This window comes from Thalassobellus sediminis (genome assembly GCF_044386045.1).
Classification (GTDB): Bacteria; Bacteroidota; Bacteroidia; order Flavobacteriales; family Flavobacteriaceae; genus Thalassobellus; species Thalassobellus sediminis.
The window spans coordinates 668,354-687,758 of sequence record NZ_JBISCD010000040.1; the positions used below are offsets into that span (position 1 = coordinate 668,354).

18 protein-coding genes are annotated in these 19,405 nt (G+C 29.3%); 12 read left to right on the forward strand and 6 right to left on the reverse strand.

Translation table 11 applies throughout. The features are described 5' to 3' along the window. Positions 1 to 3: 3 nt before the first annotated feature. From ACH5TW_RS09550 to ACH5TW_RS09570, 5 genes are all read left to right on the forward strand, one after another. Positions 4 to 1,458: a DUF1593 domain-containing protein gene (locus ACH5TW_RS09550; protein WP_439336271.1), complete on the forward strand. Its 1,455-nt coding sequence runs from the start codon at positions 4 to 6 to the stop codon at positions 1,456 to 1,458. 55 nt (positions 1,459 to 1,513) lie between these two features. Beyond that, positions 1,514 to 2,824: an alpha/beta hydrolase gene (locus tag ACH5TW_RS09555; protein ID WP_439336272.1), complete on the forward strand. Its 1,311-nt coding sequence runs from the start codon at positions 1,514 to 1,516 to the stop codon at positions 2,822 to 2,824. 141 nt (positions 2,825 to 2,965) lie between these two features. Next, positions 2,966 to 3,613 carry a DUF3826 domain-containing protein gene (locus tag ACH5TW_RS09560; RefSeq protein WP_439336273.1) on the forward strand — a complete coding sequence of 216 codons (648 nt, stop codon included), beginning with the start codon at positions 2,966 to 2,968 and terminating at the stop codon, positions 3,611 to 3,613. 156 nt (positions 3,614 to 3,769) lie between these two features. After that, the gene (locus tag ACH5TW_RS09565) at positions 3,770 to 4,336 is read left to right on the forward strand and encodes a Crp/Fnr family transcriptional regulator (RefSeq protein WP_439336274.1); all 567 of its coding nucleotides are present in this window, start codon (positions 3,770 to 3,772) and stop codon (positions 4,334 to 4,336) included. 62 nt (positions 4,337 to 4,398) lie between these two features. Continuing rightward, a complete protein-coding gene (locus tag ACH5TW_RS09570) occupies positions 4,399 to 4,851 on the forward strand; it encodes a DoxX family protein (RefSeq protein WP_439336275.1) in 453 nt (150 codons plus the stop codon). A gap of 53 nt (positions 4,852 to 4,904) precedes the next feature. Here the strand turns inward: ACH5TW_RS09570 and ACH5TW_RS09575 are convergent, their stop codons facing one another. Both ACH5TW_RS09575 and ACH5TW_RS09580 read right to left on the reverse strand, forming a co-directional pair. Then, positions 4,905 to 6,095 carry a succinylglutamate desuccinylase/aspartoacylase family protein gene (locus ACH5TW_RS09575; protein ID WP_439336276.1) on the reverse strand — a complete coding sequence of 397 codons (1,191 nt, stop codon included), beginning with the start codon at positions 6,093 to 6,095 and terminating at the stop codon, positions 4,905 to 4,907. Next, positions 6,092 to 7,951, reverse strand: a complete 1,860-nt coding sequence (locus ACH5TW_RS09580; RefSeq protein WP_439336277.1) for a glutamate-cysteine ligase family protein — start codon at positions 7,949 to 7,951, stop codon at positions 6,092 to 6,094. The genes ACH5TW_RS09575 and ACH5TW_RS09580 overlap by 4 nt, the downstream gene beginning before the upstream one ends. A gap of 185 nt (positions 7,952 to 8,136) precedes the next feature. Here ACH5TW_RS09580 and rnpA point away from each other — a divergent pair, with 185 nt between their 5' ends. The 4 genes from rnpA to ACH5TW_RS09600 all read left to right on the forward strand — a co-directional run bounded on the left by rnpA (position 8,137) and on the right by ACH5TW_RS09600 (position 12,461). Then, the gene (gene rnpA, locus ACH5TW_RS09585) at positions 8,137 to 8,514 is read left to right on the forward strand and encodes a ribonuclease P protein component (protein ID WP_439336278.1); all 378 of its coding nucleotides are present in this window, start codon (positions 8,137 to 8,139) and stop codon (positions 8,512 to 8,514) included. 5 nt (positions 8,515 to 8,519) lie between these two features. Next, positions 8,520 to 10,154: a S41 family peptidase gene (locus ACH5TW_RS09590; RefSeq protein ID WP_439336279.1), complete on the forward strand. Its 1,635-nt coding sequence runs from the start codon at positions 8,520 to 8,522 to the stop codon at positions 10,152 to 10,154. Between the two features lie 65 nt (positions 10,155 to 10,219). After that, on the forward strand, positions 10,220 to 11,065 hold the full coding sequence (locus tag ACH5TW_RS09595; RefSeq protein WP_439336280.1) for an OmpA family protein: 846 nt from the start codon (positions 10,220 to 10,222) through the stop codon (positions 11,063 to 11,065). Then, on the forward strand, positions 11,055 to 12,461 hold the full coding sequence (locus tag ACH5TW_RS09600; protein ID WP_439336281.1) for a T9SS type B sorting domain-containing protein: 1,407 nt from the start codon (positions 11,055 to 11,057) through the stop codon (positions 12,459 to 12,461). Before ACH5TW_RS09595 ends, ACH5TW_RS09600 begins: the two co-directional genes overlap by 11 nt. Here ACH5TW_RS09600 and ACH5TW_RS09605 read toward each other — a convergent pair whose 3' ends face one another. The 3 genes from ACH5TW_RS09605 to ACH5TW_RS09615 are packed head-to-tail and all read right to left on the reverse strand — an operon-like array spanning position 12,462 to position 14,322. Beyond that, positions 12,462 to 12,905: a GNAT family N-acetyltransferase gene (locus ACH5TW_RS09605; protein WP_439336282.1), complete on the reverse strand. Its 444-nt coding sequence runs from the start codon at positions 12,903 to 12,905 to the stop codon at positions 12,462 to 12,464. 53 nt (positions 12,906 to 12,958) lie between these two features. Continuing rightward, a complete protein-coding gene (locus tag ACH5TW_RS09610; protein ID WP_439336283.1) occupies positions 12,959 to 13,876 on the reverse strand; it encodes a cation diffusion facilitator family transporter in 918 nt (305 codons plus the stop codon). 11 nt (positions 13,877 to 13,887) lie between these two features. Then, a complete protein-coding gene (locus ACH5TW_RS09615; protein ID WP_439336284.1) occupies positions 13,888 to 14,322 on the reverse strand; it encodes an RpiB/LacA/LacB family sugar-phosphate isomerase in 435 nt (144 codons plus the stop codon). A gap of 878 nt (positions 14,323 to 15,200) precedes the next feature. Here ACH5TW_RS09615 and rnr point away from each other — a divergent pair. Then, on the forward strand, positions 15,201 to 17,396 hold the full coding sequence (rnr, locus tag ACH5TW_RS09620; RefSeq protein WP_439336285.1) for a ribonuclease R: 2,196 nt from the start codon (positions 15,201 to 15,203) through the stop codon (positions 17,394 to 17,396). Between the two features lie 78 nt (positions 17,397 to 17,474). On the opposite strand, the gene ACH5TW_RS09625 is transcribed toward rnr, so the two are convergent. Continuing rightward, positions 17,475 to 18,017, reverse strand: coding sequence for an ester cyclase (locus ACH5TW_RS09625; RefSeq protein WP_439336286.1), 543 nt, complete (start codon positions 18,015 to 18,017; stop codon positions 17,475 to 17,477). 172 nt (positions 18,018 to 18,189) lie between these two features. Here ACH5TW_RS09625 and ACH5TW_RS09630 point away from each other — a divergent pair, with 172 nt between their 5' ends. Together ACH5TW_RS09630 and ACH5TW_RS09635 are read left to right on the forward strand one after the other, a co-directional pair. Then, positions 18,190 to 18,489 carry a heavy metal-binding domain-containing protein gene (locus tag ACH5TW_RS09630; RefSeq protein ID WP_439336287.1) on the forward strand — a complete coding sequence of 100 codons (300 nt, stop codon included), beginning with the start codon at positions 18,190 to 18,192 and terminating at the stop codon, positions 18,487 to 18,489. Positions 18,490 to 18,583: 94 nt separating this feature from the next. Next, the gene (locus ACH5TW_RS09635) at positions 18,584 to 19,258 is read left to right on the forward strand and encodes a head GIN domain-containing protein (RefSeq protein WP_439336288.1); all 675 of its coding nucleotides are present in this window, start codon (positions 18,584 to 18,586) and stop codon (positions 19,256 to 19,258) included. The last annotated feature ends 147 nt before the right edge of the window (positions 19,259 to 19,405 follow it).

Consider the following 19,405-nt stretch of genomic DNA (forward strand, 5'->3'; position numbering starts at 1 on the left):
ACAATGAAAAAGCTACTTAACATTAAATATTATTCCGTACTATTTTTGGGATTATTAATTTTCGGCAGTAACTATATAATTGCTCAAAATAAAAGAGATAAACCTCGTATTATAGTAACCAGTGATGGTGAAATTGATGATGAATGCTCCATGGTTCGGTTCCTTCTTTATGCAAATGAATTTGATATAGAAGGTATTGTAACTACAAGTTCTCAATACCACTGGCAAGGATTCGAATGGGCGGGCGATACTTGGATTGACCCGTATTTAGCAGCTTATAAAAAGATTTACCCAAACCTTATAAAGCATGATCCTAATTTTCCAACACCATCTTACCTGAGAAGTAAAACACGTATGGGTAATATGAGTGCAGAAGGAGAAATGGAAATAGTAACAGATGGATCTCAACTAATTGTTGACGTATTGTTAGACGAGACTGATTCAAGGCCGATATGGCTTCAAGCTTGGGGTGGCATAAATACCATAGCCAGAGCATTAAAAACAATTGAAGAAGAGCACCCAGAAAGAATGGCAGAAGTGGCTAATAAAATAAGGCTATACTGTATCTTTGAACAAGATGATACGTATCAAAGGTATATTTTACCGCATTGGGGAAAATATAAAATTACCACCATCATTTCAGATCAATTTGAAGCCATTGCCTATCGTTGGAAAAAGATTCTTCCAAAAGAACAACACCAATATTTTGACGGAACTTGGATGCGTAAAAACATTCTGAAAGATCATGGGCCATTATGTGCCTTATATAAATCGCATAAAGAAACAGATGATGGGTTTGTAGAAAACGATTTTCGTTCAGAAGGAGATTCACCTGCATTTTTACACAATATTGTTACTGGTTTACGTAGCATGGAATCTCCAGATATGGGTGGCTGGGGCGGTCGCTTTGTTTGGATTCGCGATAATACTTGGATGGATCCTGCTCCATATGAAGGCTACGAATATCCTGAAGGCAGATATTTTAGAGAAACTTGTTGGGGAAGAATAAGAATAAACGAAGGCGGTACTTCTCATAATGATGAACGTATGATGAAATTTTTTAAACCCGCATGGCGTTGGGCTGTAGCTCAACAAAATGAATGGGCAGCTCGTGCAGACTGGAGTGTAAAACCATATGAAGAAGTAAATCATGCTCCAATAGTTGTTATTGATCATGCCATCGATCTTATTGTTAAACCCGGTGAAAAAATAAATCTAAGCGCTTTAGGAACAACAGATCCAGATGGAGACGAACTAACTTACAAATGGTGGCAATATGAGGAAGCTGATACTTATGAAGGAACAATTACCATAGAAAATTCAGGGAAACAACAAGCTTCTTTTGTAGTACCTAAAACAAATTCTAAAGGAAAATCAATACATGTGGTTTGTGAAGTATCAGATAATAATTCACCTACTTTAACAAGATATCAAAGAGTTATAATAGATGTTAAGTAATCTACTCATACGATTACGTAAATAAATAAACTCAACAACTATATATGATAAACAAATGAAAAAATCATTTAATACATTCATAATAGTATTTACTTTTCTTAATATTTTTATTGAGATACAAGCTCAAACATTAACAATAAAAGATTCAACAGCTTTGGCTTTTGATGAGCAAAACCTTGAAGACCCTATTCTGTTATGGCCCAATGGCGCACCAAACGCTACAGGCACAAGCGATGAAGATAAACCTGCAATCACCCCTTTTATACCAGAAGTATCTAAACGCAATGGTACAGCAGTTTTGGTGATTCCTGGTGGTGGATTTGTTCTACGTGCCAAAGATCATGAAGGAGTTTTGGTTGCTCAATGGCTAAAAGAACAAGGCTTCACAGCCTTTTTACTCAGGTATAGATTGAGACCTATTTATAGACGAACAGAATGGCTCATGGATGGACAAAGAGCTTTACAGTATATCCGTGCACATGCTTCTAAATATAATATTTCTACAGAAAGATTGGGAGCTGTAGGTTTTTCTGCTGGAGCAAACCTCTGTGCCGATTTAGCTTTTAGTTCGTTTCCAGGAAACTCGAAATCAACAGATGCATTAGACAGACAACCTACAAATCCTAACTTCATTATGTTGGCGTATGGATATGGCGAATTGCCTGCGACATTGGAATCATTTCCAAAAGCTAATATGCCCCCAATATTTATGTATGGTACTGCTGAAGATTCAGGAAGTTACAAAGGCATGGTAAAAATGCATTCCAATTTACTTCATGCTAAAATACCTGTTGAAACACACTTCTTTCAAACGGGTAATCATGGAACTGGTTTTGCTATTGGAGATCCCATTTTAGGTCAGTGGCCATACTTAGCTAAAAACTGGTTATGGGCAAACGGACTTTTAACAGACAAACCAAGAACGTCATTATCTGGCTCTATTTTACTTGATGGAAAACCCTTAGTTAGAGGTTCTGTAATTATGACCTCTATTGATGACCCTAATGCACCACCAGTTATTATTTATCAAAATAACAGTGGCACAGGAAAACTTGGACTTTATTCGGTGCCTAAAAACGAAGGTCCAGTAGCAGGTACATACAAAATAGAAGTACGGCAAGGAGCCACACGATGGACTAGCAATTCTAGAGATCCATTTATAATAGAAATGATGGACAAACAACGCAAAGGAGAACTCACCAAAGAAGACATTGAAAAATGGACGGTATATCACCGAGCACGTGACCTCTCTCCTAGTATCTACAACCAGCGTGTTTTTACCCATCAACATCCTAATGACAAAAAGGAATATAGTGTCCATATAAAAGAAGGTATGGAGCTTAATATAGAAATATTTAGTAAGTAACCAATAACGACTCTTTATAAAAAAAAACTAAGATGAATTTTGTGTTTTTATTAGTTCTACTCTTTTTATTTTTAAAGAATAAACCAATAAATTTCTTAAATCACGGAAGTAAAATTCCAATTTAGGACTAATGCAAAACTTATGAATTTTAAAAATTTAGGAATACTAGTCGCTACCTTTTTATTTACAACAAACATCTGTTTAGCTCAAGTAAATAAAGATTCTAAAATATGGGAAAAATCTGAAAACTGGGTTAAAGAGCTTAACTTAGGTGACGAAAAAAAAGAAGCTAGAATTACAGAAGTCATTGCTAAACATCGTACTGCAGTAGTTAATTGGCACAATAGCCATCCATTTGATGCTGTTCCTGCAGGAATCAACCCAAGAACAGGAAATAAACTAACCGATTTAGATCGTTCTATTATTGCAGATTCTGCAATACCTCTTTCTGTGCATGAAGCACTTATGGCAGGACTTAGAGCTGATCTTGATGAATCTCACGTTGAAAAAATTCTTGATAAATATACCATTGGAAAAGTAGCTTTTACTTTAAAAGCATATCATGCCATCGTTACAGATCTTACAGCAGAAGAAGAAACTGTAATACTGAAAAACCTGAAAGAGGCCCGCGAAATGGCTGTAGACTATAAAAGTATGAGACAAATCTCAGCTATTTTTGAAATTTATAAAACTAAAAATGAGCAATACTTAAACTCAAACGGCAGAAGTTGGAGACAACTATACAAAGACTATGTTAAGCGCAGAAAAGCTGAAAAAGCAATGAAATAAGAAAAATAAGCGCTTTTTATAATAATCCAATTACCTGGCATTGCTATAAAAAAATTATAACTTTGTTTAATGTATGATATAAAACATTTATAATAAATTTATTTCAGTATTAAAACGATTTCATATCAACCTAGTTAACCACAAATAAAAAACAAAATGGACGAAATCAGAAAGTTTATTGATAATATATCTCCAATGAACGATTCTGACTGGAAATTTTTCTCTTCTAAACTACAAAAAGTGGAACTTGAAAAAAATACTACAATATTAGAAATTGGTAAAACTGAAAATTATTTATCCTTTATTTCAAAAGGAATAATACGACTTTATATTCCAAAAGAAGAATCTGATTTAACTTTCGGTTTTTTATTTGAAAATGAATTTGTTACCGCCTATGATTCTTTTTTAGCCCAAAGCCCTTCCGAATATCAAATTGAAACATTGACAGAAACAATCTTGTGGCAAATTTCAAACAATGATTTACAAAAAGTCTATCAAAGAACAAACAATGGAAATGTTATAGGAAGAAAAATGGCTGAAAAAATGTTTCTAATTAAATCAAAAAGAGAAATTTCGTTATTAAATAAAACTGCTGAAGAACGATATTTAGACTTGTTTACATATAGACCCAAACTATTACAGCAGATTCCTTTGAAATATATTGCCTCATATATTGGAATTACGCCACAAGCTTTGAGTAGAATAAGAAAACGGATTAATTAACTTGGGTTCATTTAATTTATTTCTACTTTTCTGATCTTTGTATTTCACAAATGTAGAACAATATGAAACCTTTAATTATACTTTTAGTAACGTTTATCATCTCACTTTTTGCAATTAAAGTAATAAAAAAGGAATATGATTTTGCCTTATCTGCAAGAATTGCAATGTCGATAATGCTTGTATTTACTGCTATTGGACATTTTGTATTTACAAAAGGAATGTCTATGATGATACCTGAATTCATTCCATTTAAAGAAAATTTTGTTTACCTAACAGGAGTCTTTGAGGTTTTACTTGCAATAGGTATTTTAATTCCTAAAATAAAAGTTATATCTGGATGGACATTAATTATTTTCCTTCTTTTAATGTTACCAGCAAATATTTATGCTTCTATAAATAATATAAACTATCAAAAAGGAACATTTGATGGCAACGGTCTTTCATATTTATGGTTTAGGATTCCCTTACAAATTTTATTTGTTATTTGGACTTATATAAGTACAGTACGAATCTGATTAAAAAAGTTTGTACGTAACTTTACAACAAAACACACCTAAAAACCCTTAATTTAATACCAAGGTTCTTTTTTATACATACTGGTTTTAGCAACTCGTTCGCGATTATTTAGTCTTAAATGCGTGTTTGTTATTTGCCTATTTCTATAACCTAACAAATGAAAAAATGATTTAGCAAAAAACTTAGCTATTCTTAAGTTTACCTGTAAAATACCCTCTTGTTTATTTAACCAATGTATACCTGGTAAAAAGGCCAAAAAACTATCCGTTTTAATGCCTCTTAAAAATATTGACAATTTTAATAAAAAAGGTTTAATCGGTTTTATAATAAAATAACCTTCGGCGCCTCTTTTTTGGTATAAAGGCATAAAAATACGACCGCTATATGGTGATGTTATTTCAATTTGATTATTAATTGCCAGTTTCGTTCCTTTATGAATACTTTGAAAACTTTTAAAACCATTTAACATTTTAAAAACATCATGTTGCTGTATTTTATGAAGATGAATAATTTCAAAAAAATCTATAATATTAATGGCTTGAGTTTGGAGTTGTTTGTAAAAACCAGAAAACCCTAAAAGTCCTTTTTTCTTTAAAACTCCAGAATAAACTAAGGTTAAATATATAAAGGCTATGCCATTGGTTATAGAGCGCAAATCGTCATGCTGACCAGATTCAAAACCTAACGATACATAACCCAATTCGTTTATATAACTTAATAAAGGTCCTTGCAAATATTCCTCTATACCTAAAACAATAGGTACAGGAAATTGTTTAGAAAACTTCCTGTTTATTAAAGCATCATTAATAGTAATAAAGGGTAATGTTTGACTAGATGTAGTATGTAAATCGATAAAATAAAATGGTGGGTTATTGGTTTTTAAAATATCATTTAAAACATCTAATAATTCTTTTAATTCATTTTCATCAGCATTTAAGTCTGCCTTATTTTTTATAGCTTCAATACTTTCTTTTGTCCACAACCTATTTAAATCTTTTTCAATATATCTCAGGTTTTTTTTAAGAGCTTCTAAATTTCCCGAAACACCAAAAATGGTTCCCTTTACATAGGACTCATTTATCCCTGCAAAGGCATCTTTAATCGCAAAAACACCAGCCGTTTCGTTACCATGAATACCTCCAAAAAAAACAACTGTTGGCCCAGGCAGAGAACCTTCTATTTTTCCGAGTATTCTGTTAACAGTTAGTTTATTTTCTAACGCTTTGCTATATACTTCAGTCATGTATTAAAATCGTTTAAAGTAATTAAACCTATTAATTTATTATTTTTAATTACTGGAAGACATCCAATAGCACGGTCTTTCATAAGTTTTTTAGCTGTTTCAATAGCTGTATATTCATCAATAGTTACAATGTCTGTTTTCATTAATTTATCAACACTATTATGTTTCTGCTTTGTGGCATCTATATATGCTTCTACATCTTTCCATGTTATTAAGCCAATCAACTCTCTATTGTTGTTTATAACAGGCATGTGATGAATGTTTTTCCATTTCATTATATTTAAAACAAGGTCAATACTGTCTTTTTTATCTACTGAAAAAATATCGTAACTCATAATATGCTTTACAAACCGGTTTTTTAGAAAATGAACATCTTCTGAATGATCCAGCATCCTCCATGTAGAAACAGGATATCCAGTTTCTTGTTTTTCATATAACTTTGCTGTTAATAATTGCATGGATTCAAAACGTTTATGATTTTTTAACAAGCTTCGATAATTTCTAACAAGCCATTCTGAACCATTATAGGCTTTTATTCTATCCTTAATAACTTTTAAATAATATTCTGCATCTTTTGGCGATATCCCTGCTGCATACAGACCTTTATAAGCCATGGGAAGGAGCTCATTTAAAATTAAATCGTAACTAGAAACATATTTGCCATTCCAATAAAACTGAGTTGCCATTCCATAACGCGCTGCATTAAAAAAATTAGTTTTTACATCTTTAAAATCCCATTGCTCATGAATATTATTATACGCTTTAGGTTTACCTAACATAATACCTACCCAAAACACCATATTAGCAATTTCATCAGTTGTTGTGGGTCCAGAAGGTATGTATCGGTTTTCAATTCTTAAATTTGGTTTTCCATTAGTTTCACCATAACACACTCTATTCCATGGATATACAGTACCATTATGTAAACGTAAGGCTCTTAATTTAGGTGTTTCACCACTATGTATCATATCTACACTATCACGTGTAAAACCTGTTGTTAAAAAACTTCTAAACCTAGAAATATTATCTTTAAATATATCGGTAATAGAACCTGTTTGCCAATTACTACCAAAACTAACTCTAGATAGTTTTTCGTTTAATAAATATGAATTAGCACGAGTATCTATACTTTGTGTAAACAAAGCTATTCTTGTTTCGCTCCAAAGTTCCTTGCCAAATAAAATAGGCGAATTGGTACAAGCACTTAACACAGGACCAGAAATAGCTTGTGCCCAATTATAATTATCTACAAACATTTTTGGACTTAGTTGTAAATGCATTTGAAAACTGGTATTACAGCCTTCTAACATTACGGAATCGTGCAATAAATTTATTTCGTCTACACCTTTAATATGAATATCAAAACTTTGCTTTCTTCTCCATTGTTTAATAGCATCATTTAAATGAGAATACCGTTCAACATTCGTCATACTTTGTTCATCAACATTATTTACAGACAATGAGGGTAGAATGCCTGATAGAATAATTTTAACACCTTTTTTACCAACTACTTTTTTAGCTTTTTTAAGCAAAGCATCTAATTGTTTATGTAATTGAGAAAAGCTTTCTTTTTTAAGTTCTAAAACATCTAAATTTATTTCAAGATTGTAATTGCTAATTTCTGTAGTAAAATGAGTGTCGCTAATATCCTTTAAAAGTTCTAACGATTTACTTTCTGGTAAAAATTGATTGTTGACTAAAAAAAATTCTTGTTCCGCACCAATTCTAATAGGGTTATCTTCTATTAAACCTTTTTCAATCAATAAATCAAGAGCCTTTATATCGTTTAATAAGTGATGAATATAATTTGCTCTATCCTTTTTTGTGCTTAGTTTAGTAACATTTAAGTCGCCCATACCACCTCTTTTTATAAGTAGTTAAATTACTAGTATTCAAATGTTTTAACTATGATTTATATCATGTAAAAGACTTAAAATTTATAAGAAATAATAGCACCATAATTAAAGATTATAGCCAAAAACCAACATTAAAACCAAGTGATTTTTTTATTTCATTACCTTTGGAAATTAAAAGAAACTATTTGAAATTCTCCTTCAATAAAAAAGAAAAACTAAAAAGCAAAAAGCTCATTGATCTATTGTTTACTGAAGGTCAATCGGTTTCTGCATATCCGTTGCGGTTAGTTTATATGTCTACATCTTTTGATGAAGATATTATGGCTAAAACTGGTATTTCAGTAAGTAAACGAAATTTTAAAACAGCTATAGACAGAAACCGCATAAAACGTTTGTTAAGAGAATCTTACCGATTAAACAAAGTCACTTATTTTAACAATTTAACAACACAGCATGCGTTTATGATTTTGTACATTGGCAAAGACAAACCCACTTTAGACCAAGTTGAAAACAGAATGAAACTTTTATTTGAAAAATTTCAAGACAACGTTTCTAAAAAATAATTCTAATGAAATACTTACTTAAAAAGAAAATTATAATTCCTGTTATTGCCTGCATCATATTCTTAACAGGAACCGCTTTTAAAAACGATTTTTTTGAAATAGCAAAGCAAATAGAAATCTTCACAACATTGTTTAAAGAAATTAACATGAATTATGTTGATGAAACAAACCCTGGCGATTTAATGGATACTGCTATAAAAAGCATGTTGGCTGATTTAGATCCGTACACCAATTTTTATAATGAACAAGATGTAGAAGCGGCTAGAATTAATAATACAGGCGATTATACTGGTATTGGCGCTAAAGTAAAAACATTAAAAGATAAGCTAATTATTGTAGAACCCTACAAAGATTATCCAGCTGACAAAGCAGGTTTAAAAGCGGGCGACGAAATTATTAAAGTAGAAAATACATTAATTGAAACCTATAAAGAACATGCCGGCGATTTATTAAAAGGCGCTCCAGGTTCATCAGTAGAAGTTACTTATAAACGCCAAGGTAAAACACAAACAGCCACTATAAAAAGAGCTGAAATTGAAATTAGTGCAGTACCTCACTTTTCTCTGGTTAACAATAAAACAGGCTATATTGTTTTAAGTAAATTTAATAAAAAAGCTGCTGCCGAAACCAATTATGCGTTACGCGATTTAAAAGCGCAAGGTGCAGAACGAATTATTCTAGATTTACGTGGTAACCCTGGTGGTTTATTAAACGAAGCTATTAAAATTGTAAACTTATTTGTTCCAAAAGGGCAATTAGTAGTAACCACAAGATCTAAAGTAAAAAAATACAATAAAACTTACTATACACAAAACGACCCAATAGATACAGAAATACCTTTGGTTGTTTTAATAGATGGTGGTAGTGCTTCGGCAAGTGAAATTGTTTCCGGTTCTTTACAAGATTTAGATCGTGCAGTTATTGTTGGGTCTAGAAGCTTTGGAAAAGGTTTAGTGCAACGCCCGAAAAAACTAACCTATGGTACACAAATTAAAATTACTATTTCTAGATATTACACACCTTCTGGACGTTGTATTCAAGCTTTAGATTATTGGCATAGAAACGAAAAAGGAGAAGCCGTTCGTGTTAAACAAGAAAATTACAACGAATTTAAAACCAAAAACGGACGTAAAGTTTTTGATGGTGGTGGCGTATTTCCTGACGCTATTTTTAGCGCTTCAAAAAACTCTGCAATTACAAATGCTATAGTAAATAACGACCTTGTTTTTAATTATGCTACAAACTATTATTACAAGCATAATTTAAAAGATGTGAATACGTTAAAATTAACAGAAGCAGATTTTAAAGATTTTAAAAACTACCTAAAAACAAATAATTTTTCTTTTGAAACAGAAACAGAAAAAGCACTTTATAAAGCTTTTGAAGCCTCTCAAAAAGAAGAATTAAATGATAATATTGAAAAAGATTTCAACACATTAATTTCTAATTTAAATAATTCTAAATCTGATGTGATTGATGAAAATAAAGACTATTTATTAGAATTATTAACCGAAGAAATTGTAAAACGTTATACTTATAGAGAAGGCTTATATGAATACTATAAAATTCATGATTCTAAAATAAAAAAGGCTAACGAAATACTAGGTAGCATCACAACTTATATGGATTATTTACGATAAAACGAGTAAGTTTATTTATCGAAAATTAAAATAGTATATTTATAATCTTATTCTATATTCCTACTATGAATAAACTATTTGTATTAATATTAATTACATACTGTTGCCAATTTGGATTTTCTCAAAATAAATTAACCCACGAAGTTTATTTTGATACCGATAAATATACCGTTCCTTCTACTGAAGAAAACCGATTACTTCTTTTTATTTCTACACTAAATAATGTTGATATTGAATCTATTTCTATTTATGGTTTTTGTGATGATATTGGTGCAGACACTTATAATTTAAGACTGTCTCAACAACGAGCTGATGCTATAAAAACTATATTTTCTAATAATGAAATTAGCGAAAATTTAATAAGCAATGTAGATGGTAAAGGTGAAATACTTCTAAAAATTATTGAAGAAAAAAACCTTTTAAAAATAAGAGGACTAAATAGAAAAGTTGAAATAATTGTAAAACCTAAAACCCCTAAGCCTGTAATTGTAAAAAAAGAACCTATAGCTAAAGAAAAAAATGTTGTAGACTTAATAAAAGAAAGTACAAAAGGTGATAAAATCATTTTTAAAAATATTTTATTTAAAACAGGTTATAGTACAGTAACACCAGATTCTAAAAAAATATTAACCGAAATTGCAGAAGTACTTGCAGAACGAGAAGATATTTATTTTACTATTCAAGGGCATGTATGTTGTACACAAAATAGTAGAGATGCTGTAGATAGAAAAACAAAACTTCGTAACCTATCTGAAACCAGAGCAAAATATGTATACGATTATTTTGTAAAAAAAGGAGTGAGTAAAAAACGCATGCGTCATTTAGGAATGCGAAGAAAATTTCCACTTGGTGGCGACCCAAAATTTGATAGACGTGTCGAAATTTTAATTACCTATGTTGGTGGCAATTAAAAAGATAACATTTTCTGTTTTATTTATACTTATAAGTTTTATTGGTATAGCACAAACCACAGCTATTCCTGATGCTAATTTTGAACAAACTTTAATAGATTCTGGAATAGATTCTGGAATTATTAACGGTTCTGTATTAACCTCAAATATAAGTGGCTTAACCAATTTAGATGTTTCAAATTCTAATATTTCAGACCTTACTGGTATTGAAGATTTTATAGCACTAGAAATTCTAAATTGTGAAGAAAATCAATTAATTTTTTTAAATATTACAAACAATACTAATCTTTTACAATTGTTTTGTAACGATAATCTAATAACAAATTTAGATGTTACTTTACACGATAACTTAGAAGTTTTATGGTGTTTTAATAATCAATTATCTACATTAAATATCTCTCAAAACATTAATTTAAGAGCATTGCGTTGTGAAAACAATAATTTAATAAATTTAAATGTTTCAAATAACAGTAGCTTAGTTGATTTTGTTTGTGAAAACAATCAAATAATAAGCCTAGACGTTTCTAATATTAGTTCCTTAAACGAATTTAGATGTGGTAATAATTTATTGTCAAATTTAGATGTTACTAATAATACAAACTTAACAACTTTATCCTGTAATCAAAACTCATTAAGTATTTTAGATGTTACTAATAATAACCGCTTAATCACATTAACTTGCTTTAGTAATCAATTAACAGAATTAAATCTTACTCAAAATAATTCTTTAACAAGTTTAAACTGTAGAAATAATCAATTATGTTATTTAAATATCAATAATGGAAATAATAATAATATAGTTTTCATGGATTTTAATTTAAACCCAGATTTAAACTGTGTTGTTGTTGATAATATAAATCAAGATCATAGCACTTGGCAACCCGCTTCTTTTTCTAATTATGTAAACACAGAAGATGCATGTAGTAATTTTGTTTTGGTTGATACTTTAGATGATTTTATTGGGCCTTCTTACAACTTACCAATACTTAACAACGGAAATTATTATACAGCAACTGGAGGTAAGGGTACGCAACTTAATGCTGGAGATATAATTACTACTCGACAAACTATTTATATTTATAATGAAACGGTTTGTAACAATAATGAATCTAGTTTTAATGTGTTAATTACTGATGCAGAATATTATATACCAAAATACTTTACGCCTAATAATGATGGAAGTCACGATTTATGGAAAGTAATTGATAACAATAACAGTATTAATAATATTACTATTTATAATAGATATGGTAAACTTTTAAAGTTTTTATTACCTAATACTCCTGGTTGGGATGGTACTTATAAAGGATCTCTGCTACCTAGCGATAGTTATTGGTATGTAGTTGTATTAAATACAGGCGAAGCTATAAAAGGACACTTTGCTTTAAAACGATAATTAATTTTTTATCATCGCTATATGTGGAATATCATCTTCCAAATATTCTTCTCCAATTTCTTTAAACCCACAATTATTATAAAATGATTTTAAATGCGCTTGCGCGGAAATTTTTATTTTTTTCTCTTTAAAATGATTTTTTATAGCTTCAATTGAAGCTTTCATAATATCATAACCATATTTAAAAGTACGTTCGTTTTTTGCAACCACTACCCTACCAATACTAGCATCTTCAAAATAATCGCCTGGTTTAAAAATTCGAGTATAAGCAATAATTTTTTCGTTTTTAAAACCTAAAATATGTAGTGCTTTTTCATCTTTTCCATCAATATCTTGATATACACAATCTTGCTCAACAACAAATACTTCACTACGTAATTGTAGTAAATTATAAAGTTCTTGTTTGGTTAATTCTGAAAAGGTTTTTACTTGAATTTCTATCATCTTTCTATTTACTCAAAAAAGGTTTCCGTTTTATCGGAAATAAAAAAATTAATCTAGTCTTGTACAATAATGTCTTTAACATCTGGTTTTCTATATTCTGGTTGAATATTTACATGATTTATATGGTATTTATTATACACTAAGTTTTCTATTTCATTTAAAACAGTATCAAATTCTGATAATGTAATATCTTCATTAAAATCTATATGCGCTTCTAAATGTACTTCATCTTCATTTAACTGCCACACATGTACATGATGAAAGTTTTTAATAGATTCAAAAGCATTTATTTCTTCAACTATTTGTTTTATAGGAATGTTATCTGGAGTAAACAACATAAGTACTTTGGTAGATGTTTTTAATAAATCGAAACCCATCCAAATTAAATAAATAGCAATAACTAAAGTTAAAGCACTATCTACCCAATAAATATGATAAAACTTCATTAATAAACCACCAATAAGTACTGCAACACTCGCCATCATATCGGTAAATAAATGTAGATAAGCACTACGCATATTCATATTTGCCTCTGAATCTTTTTTAAGTAAAAGCACACTAATACCATTAGCAATAATACCTAAAAGAGACAACCAAATAACTAAATTAGATTTTATTTCTTCTGGATTTTGAAACCGTTTAATAGCTTCAATTATTAATAATATAGCAACAATTAATAAAGTAGAAGCATTTATAAAAGCAGCTAAAATTTCGGCACGTTTATAACCAAAAGTTCTATAAATAGAGGCTTCTTTTTTCGAAAGTTTATTAGCTATATAACTAACAACTAAAGAAAGTACATCGCTAAAATTATGAAGGGCATCACTTAAAAGCGCTAAACTACCAGATATTATACCACCTATAACTTGTGATACAGTAATAAGAATGTTTAATAATATAGATATAAAAAGATTGCGTCCTTTTAAATCGGGGTAATCATGATTGTTATTATGAGCATGATGATGTCCCATTTACAATGTTATTAACAAGATAAAGGAATTTTATCTATTCTATTTTGATGACGTCCACCTTCAAATTCGGTATTAAAAAATACATCTACCATTTCTATAACTTGTTTAATGGCTGTAAACCTTGCAGGAATACATAATATATTCGCATTATTATGACTACGTATAAGATGTACAATTTCTTTTGTCCAACATAAACCAGCGCGAATACCTTGATGTTTGTTAGCCGTCATAGCAACACCGTTTGCACTACCGCAAATTAAAATACCAAAATCGGCTTTTTTAGTTTCAACATCTTCAGCAACAGGATGTACAAAATCAGCATAATCTACACTATCATTTGCATCGGTTCCGTAGTTATTAACAATATACCCTTTAGCTTCTAAATGCTTTATGATAGCAAATTTATAATCGGTTCCTGCGTGATCGTTTCCTATAGAAATTGTCATAATAAAAGTAAAATATAATTTAAGCTTCAAAGTTAATGAAACTCTATTTATTATAACTTAATAAGTTACAAATAAAGAATACCTTTTAATCAATCATTATTTCATTCTATAATATCAAAATACCTAATTATAAATTCTCATGCTTTTCAGAATAACTATTTCAATAGAAATTTTAAAAAATTAGTTTAGTTAATTTTAAATGTTAATAAGTGCTATTATTAAATATTTATAACTAATAATCAATATGTTACTCCATTATTTTTAAAGTTTTTAATTTTATTTCTTAATCTAAAATAGAGCACTGTTCATTACTCATCGTTTTAGTACTCATTACTTGTTAATAACTGTTGATTAGTTTTTAAAAGAAAAATATTGAATATCCATTTATTTTTCGAATCAAAAATCACAATCAAATAACCTAAAATTTAAGCACTTTTTTTTAGCAATGTTATTAGACTAAAAATTGATAGATATAAACATGAAAAAATAAATATTTATTAATAATTAACAGTACTTTTTAGTTGTTAACAACTGTTCATAGAAAAATTAAAATCATTAAAAATGAACCTATTAATATAATTTCTATTGTTAATTACCTATTAACAGAATGTAAATTTATTGTAATCAAAATAAAATTTAAAAAAGTTATACCAGATATTAACAAGCTATAATAACCACTATTATTTTTTTAAATTTTAAAAGAAAAAGAATTATAATATATATATAGTTGATAACTTCAATTTAACACTAAGAAAATATCATTAAATAATTTAGTTGTAACTTTGAATAAAATAAATAGCAAACCTTCTCCTAAATTAAAGCTATTTAATAACAGAATTTCCAGTATCTTAGGAAATGAATATGATTACAAAAATTAAATGACAAGAAAGAAAAAAGGGAAATCCAAAAAAGGTATTTCCAACCTTACAAATACAATCTTAGGTATTTTAAAAAAAGACAGAAACCAAAGTTTTAACTACAAACAAATAGCTGCTAAGTTAGGAGTTAATGATGCTAGCAGTAGAAATCAAATTATAAAAACTTTAGCAAAATTAGCTGCTAAACAAGAGATAGAACAAGTAGAACGTGGTAAATTTAAAGCCATTGTTAATGCTGAGTATTATACAGGTAGATTAGATTTAGCTGCCAAAGGAAACGGTTATATTATTTGCGACGAATTTGAAGACGATGTATTTATTGCATCTAATAATATAAATAAAGCTTTAAATGGCGATGAAGTAGAATTTTACGTTTACAAACGTCGCCATAGAGGAAAATTAGAAGGCGAAATAACACAGATTTTAAAACGTGAAAAAAGCGAATACGTTGGTGTTATTCAAATTCATGAAAAGAAGAATTTTGCCTTTGTAATAGCTGATAGTAATAAAATGTATAAAGACATTTTTGTTCCTATTAATAAAATTAACAAAGCCGAAGATGGCGATAAAGTACTTGTAAAACTTGAAGATTGGCCAGAAAAAGCCGATTCTCCTTATGGTAAAGTGGTGCAAGTTTTAGGAAAACCAGGCGATCATAACACAGAGATTCACGCTATTTTAGCAGAATATGGTTTACCACACGAATTTCCACACGAAGTAGAAGCATTTGCTAATAATTTAGATACGTCTATTACTGAAGAAGAAATTAGTAAACGTCGCGATATGCGTAAAGATTTAACCTTTACCATCGACCCGAAAGATGCTAAAGATTTTGATGATGCTTTATCATTTACAGTTTTAGAAAATGGATTATATGAAATAGGTATTCATATAGCCGATGTATCGCATTATTTACAAGAAGGTACTGTATTAGACGATGAAGCTTACGAACGTGCCACATCGGTATATTTAGTAGATCGTGTGGTGCCAATGCTACCAGAAGTTTTATCAAACAATGCCTGTTCATTACGTCCGCATGAAGAAAAACTAACCTTTTCTGCTGTGTTTCAAATGAATGATAAATGTGAAATAAAAAACGAATGGTTTGGACGTACAGTAACTTATAGTGATGCACGTTTTGCATACGAAGAAGCGCAAGCAGTTATAGAATATAAAACAAATACAATTCCTAAAGAAGTATCTCTTACAGGAGAAACTTATAATACATCGCAAGAAATTGCAGATGCTATTTTAAAAATGGATGAGCTAGCTAAAAAAATGCGTAATAAGCGTATGAGTTCTGGTGCAATTTCGTTTGATAAAGTAGAAGTAAAATTCAATTTAGACGAAGCGGCGAATCCAATAGGCGTGTTCTTTAAAACCAGTAAAGATGCTAATAAGCTTATTGAAGAGTTTATGTTACTTGCTAATAGAAAAGTATCGGAATTTATTGGTAAAAAAGATCCTAAAAAAACCTTTGTATATCGTGTTCATGACGAGCCAGACGATAGTAAATTAGCGTCTTTACAAAATGTAGTTGGTAAATTTGGTTATAAATTAAATTTTAAAGACCGAAAAACGGTATCTAATTCTTTAAATAATTTATTAAAAGAAGTAAACGGAAAAAAAGAACAAAATCTAGTAGATACTTTAACTATTAGAACCATGAGTAAAGCCGAATATACTACCAAAAATATTGGACATTACGGTTTAGCTTTCGATTATTATAGTCATTTTACATCGCCTATTCGTAGGTATCCAGATGTGATGGCACATCGTTTATTGCAACAGTATTTAGATGGCGGAAAATCGGCCAACGAAGATGCTTACGAAGATAAATGTAACCATTCCAGTAACATGGAAAACTTGGCTACTAAAGCAGAGCGTGATTCTATAAAATACATGCAAATTAAATTTATGCAAGATCATAAAGATGAAGAATTTGTAGGTGTTATTTCTGGAGTAACCGATTGGGGAATTTATGTAGAAATCATTTCTAATAAATGTGAAGGTATGGTAAGTGTTCGTGATATGAAAGACGATCATTATGCCTTCGATCAAGACACTTATGCTATGGTTGGTAAAAACTCTAAAGTTATGTATCAACTTGGTGATGAAGTTATTGTAAAAGTTAAAAACACCGATTTAGTTAAAAAACATCTCGATTTTAACTTAATAGGTAAACCTGAAGAATAATTTATAAGATTTAAGTAAAAATAAAAGCCTCAGATTATATTATAATTTGAGGCTTTTTGTTTTAATAATAGTTAGTTATTATTTCGATTTTATTTGAGCCATAACACCTGCAAAGTCCTCTAAATGCCAAGTCTTATCAATCTTACCTTCCTTATTGAAATGGTGTAAATCGAAAGCATTAATTTTAATAATTTTATTTGTTGCTGGAATTCCAAAAACAGGACCAGAATTTTTCATTTCAATATCACTACGTACAAATACAAGGTCTCCATCTACTAAAATATGTGATGAAGATTGTTCTAAATTTGAAAACATACTAGCAAAGTCTTTAGCATGTTTTATAAATCCTTTAATATCTGGAGTTTGCCCTGGATCTGATGGATATTGTGTGTAGTTTGGAGCTAAAATTTCAGACAAAACAGACATATCTCCATTTTCAAATACTCTATAAAATTTTTTTATTACATCTAATTTTTGCTGTCTTTCTGTTTTTAAATTAGATAGATATTCTTCTACAGCATTTTGTCTTTCTTTTTCAATATCTACCTTTTCTGTATTACAAGAAGTAATTAAAATAATTAGCATTAAAATTGGATAGAAATAAGTTAGTTGGTTTTTCATAATTTATAGGTTTCAGTTATTAATTGTTTTATATAAAATAGTTTTAATGCTAAAATAAATATAGCATGTATTATTTTTATATAATTTTAAACGAAGTTATTATCATTTTATTAATTAACAAAATGTAACATTCCCATCAATTTAAACACTAATAAGTAAAATATAAAACACAATGATACTAACAACAACCAATTCCATAGAAAACCATGTTATTCAAGATTACTTAGGTATTGTAACAGGTGTAGATGTAGATATACCAAAAGCAACACTAAGTTTTAATATGAAAAAATATTACGATTCGTATGAAAATAAGATTAACGAAGTTAAAGAAGCTGCTTTTCAAAAATTAAAAGACAATGCTGTTAAGTTACATGCAAATGCAGTTGTTGGTATTAACCTAGATATTGAAACTTCAACTACTACTGGTTTAATTATGGTTTCTATAACAGGTACAGCAGTAAAGGTTTCTTAAAATATTTTAAGTTTCTTATAAAGTTTTCATAAAGTGAATTAACAACGGAATAATTATTGATAGTTTTGCGTTATATCAAAAAAATATAAATTCAATGAAAACCTTAGTTAAAGTATTTATTCTTTTTATTACTACAGTCATTTTTGCTCAAAACCCAATAGAGAAAAATGTTGGAGATTTTAGCGAACTTAAAGTTTACGATTTAATAGAAGTTGAATTAGTAAAATCTAACGAAAATAAAGCCATTATAACTGGAGATAATAAGGAAGATGTTATAATAAATAATAAAAATGGCACTTTAAAAATTAAAATGAAGCTTGAAGAATCTTTTGACGGTAATAAAACAAAAGTTATTTTACATTACAATACTATTGATATTATAGATGTTAATGAAGGAGCTAAAGTACATTCTGATGATACTATAAAACAATTTGAAATAGATTTAAAGGCTCAAGAAGGTGGTAAAATTAATGTTCCGGTAAATGTTACTTATGCAAACATTAAAGCAGATACAGGAGGCGTAATTTCAGTTACAGGTAAGTCTAAAAGTCAAAATATTTCAATTTCTACTGGCGGTGTTTATGAAGGAAAAGAACTTAAAACCGATAAAACAGAAGTAAATATTAAAGCAGCTGGAGAAGCTTATGTAAATGCATCAAAATTAGTAGATGTTAAAATTAGAGTTGGAGGTGATGTATTTATTTATGGTGATCCAGAAACTGTTAATGAAAGTAAAGTTTTAGGTGGTAGAATTAAACGAATGGATTAATAAATAACCTTAAATAAATTCACAAAGTATTTAAACACCAATTATTTATTAAAGTAGAATCTTTCTTATAAAAATGCCAATACTGTAAGTATTGGTTTTTTTATGTATTGTTATTAAATATTACTTATAAACTTCACATTTACCCAT

What these genes read in the sequence shown, in the direction of transcription:
- ACH5TW_RS09550 (WP_439336271.1), top strand. Translation starts at nt 4, where the DNA reads ATGAAAAAGCTACTTAACATTAAATATTATTCCGTACTATTTTTGGGA.
- ACH5TW_RS09555 (WP_439336272.1), top strand. Translation starts at nt 1,514, where the DNA reads ATGAAAAAATCATTTAATACATTCATAATAGTATTTACTTTTCTTAAT.
- ACH5TW_RS09560 (WP_439336273.1), top strand. Translation starts at nt 2,966, where the DNA reads ATGAATTTTAAAAATTTAGGAATACTAGTCGCTACCTTTTTATTTACA.
- ACH5TW_RS09565 (WP_439336274.1), top strand. Translation starts at nt 3,770, where the DNA reads ATGGACGAAATCAGAAAGTTTATTGATAATATATCTCCAATGAACGAT.
- ACH5TW_RS09570 (WP_439336275.1), top strand. Translation starts at nt 4,399, where the DNA reads ATGAAACCTTTAATTATACTTTTAGTAACGTTTATCATCTCACTTTTT.
- ACH5TW_RS09575 (WP_439336276.1), bottom strand. Translation starts at nt 6,095, where the DNA reads ATGACTGAAGTATATAGCAAAGCGTTAGAAAATAAACTAACTGTTAAC.
- ACH5TW_RS09580 (WP_439336277.1), bottom strand. Translation starts at nt 7,951, where the DNA reads ATGGGCGACTTAAATGTTACTAAACTAAGCACAAAAAAGGATAGAGCA.
- ACH5TW_RS09590 (WP_439336279.1), top strand. Translation starts at nt 8,520, where the DNA reads ATGAAATACTTACTTAAAAAGAAAATTATAATTCCTGTTATTGCCTGC.
- ACH5TW_RS09595 (WP_439336280.1), top strand. Translation starts at nt 10,220, where the DNA reads ATGAATAAACTATTTGTATTAATATTAATTACATACTGTTGCCAATTT.
- ACH5TW_RS09605 (WP_439336282.1), bottom strand. Translation starts at nt 12,905, where the DNA reads ATGATAGAAATTCAAGTAAAAACCTTTTCAGAATTAACCAAACAAGAA.
- ACH5TW_RS09610 (WP_439336283.1), bottom strand. Translation starts at nt 13,876, where the DNA reads ATGGGACATCATCATGCTCATAATAACAATCATGATTACCCCGATTTA.
- ACH5TW_RS09615 (WP_439336284.1), bottom strand. Translation starts at nt 14,322, where the DNA reads ATGACAATTTCTATAGGAAACGATCACGCAGGAACCGATTATAAATTT.
- rnr (WP_439336285.1), top strand. Translation starts at nt 15,201, where the DNA reads ATGACAAGAAAGAAAAAAGGGAAATCCAAAAAAGGTATTTCCAACCTT.
- ACH5TW_RS09625 (WP_439336286.1), bottom strand. Translation starts at nt 18,017, where the DNA reads ATGAAAAACCAACTAACTTATTTCTATCCAATTTTAATGCTAATTATT.
- ACH5TW_RS09630 (WP_439336287.1), top strand. Translation starts at nt 18,190, where the DNA reads ATGATACTAACAACAACCAATTCCATAGAAAACCATGTTATTCAAGAT.
- ACH5TW_RS09635 (WP_439336288.1), top strand. Translation starts at nt 18,584, where the DNA reads ATGAAAACCTTAGTTAAAGTATTTATTCTTTTTATTACTACAGTCATT.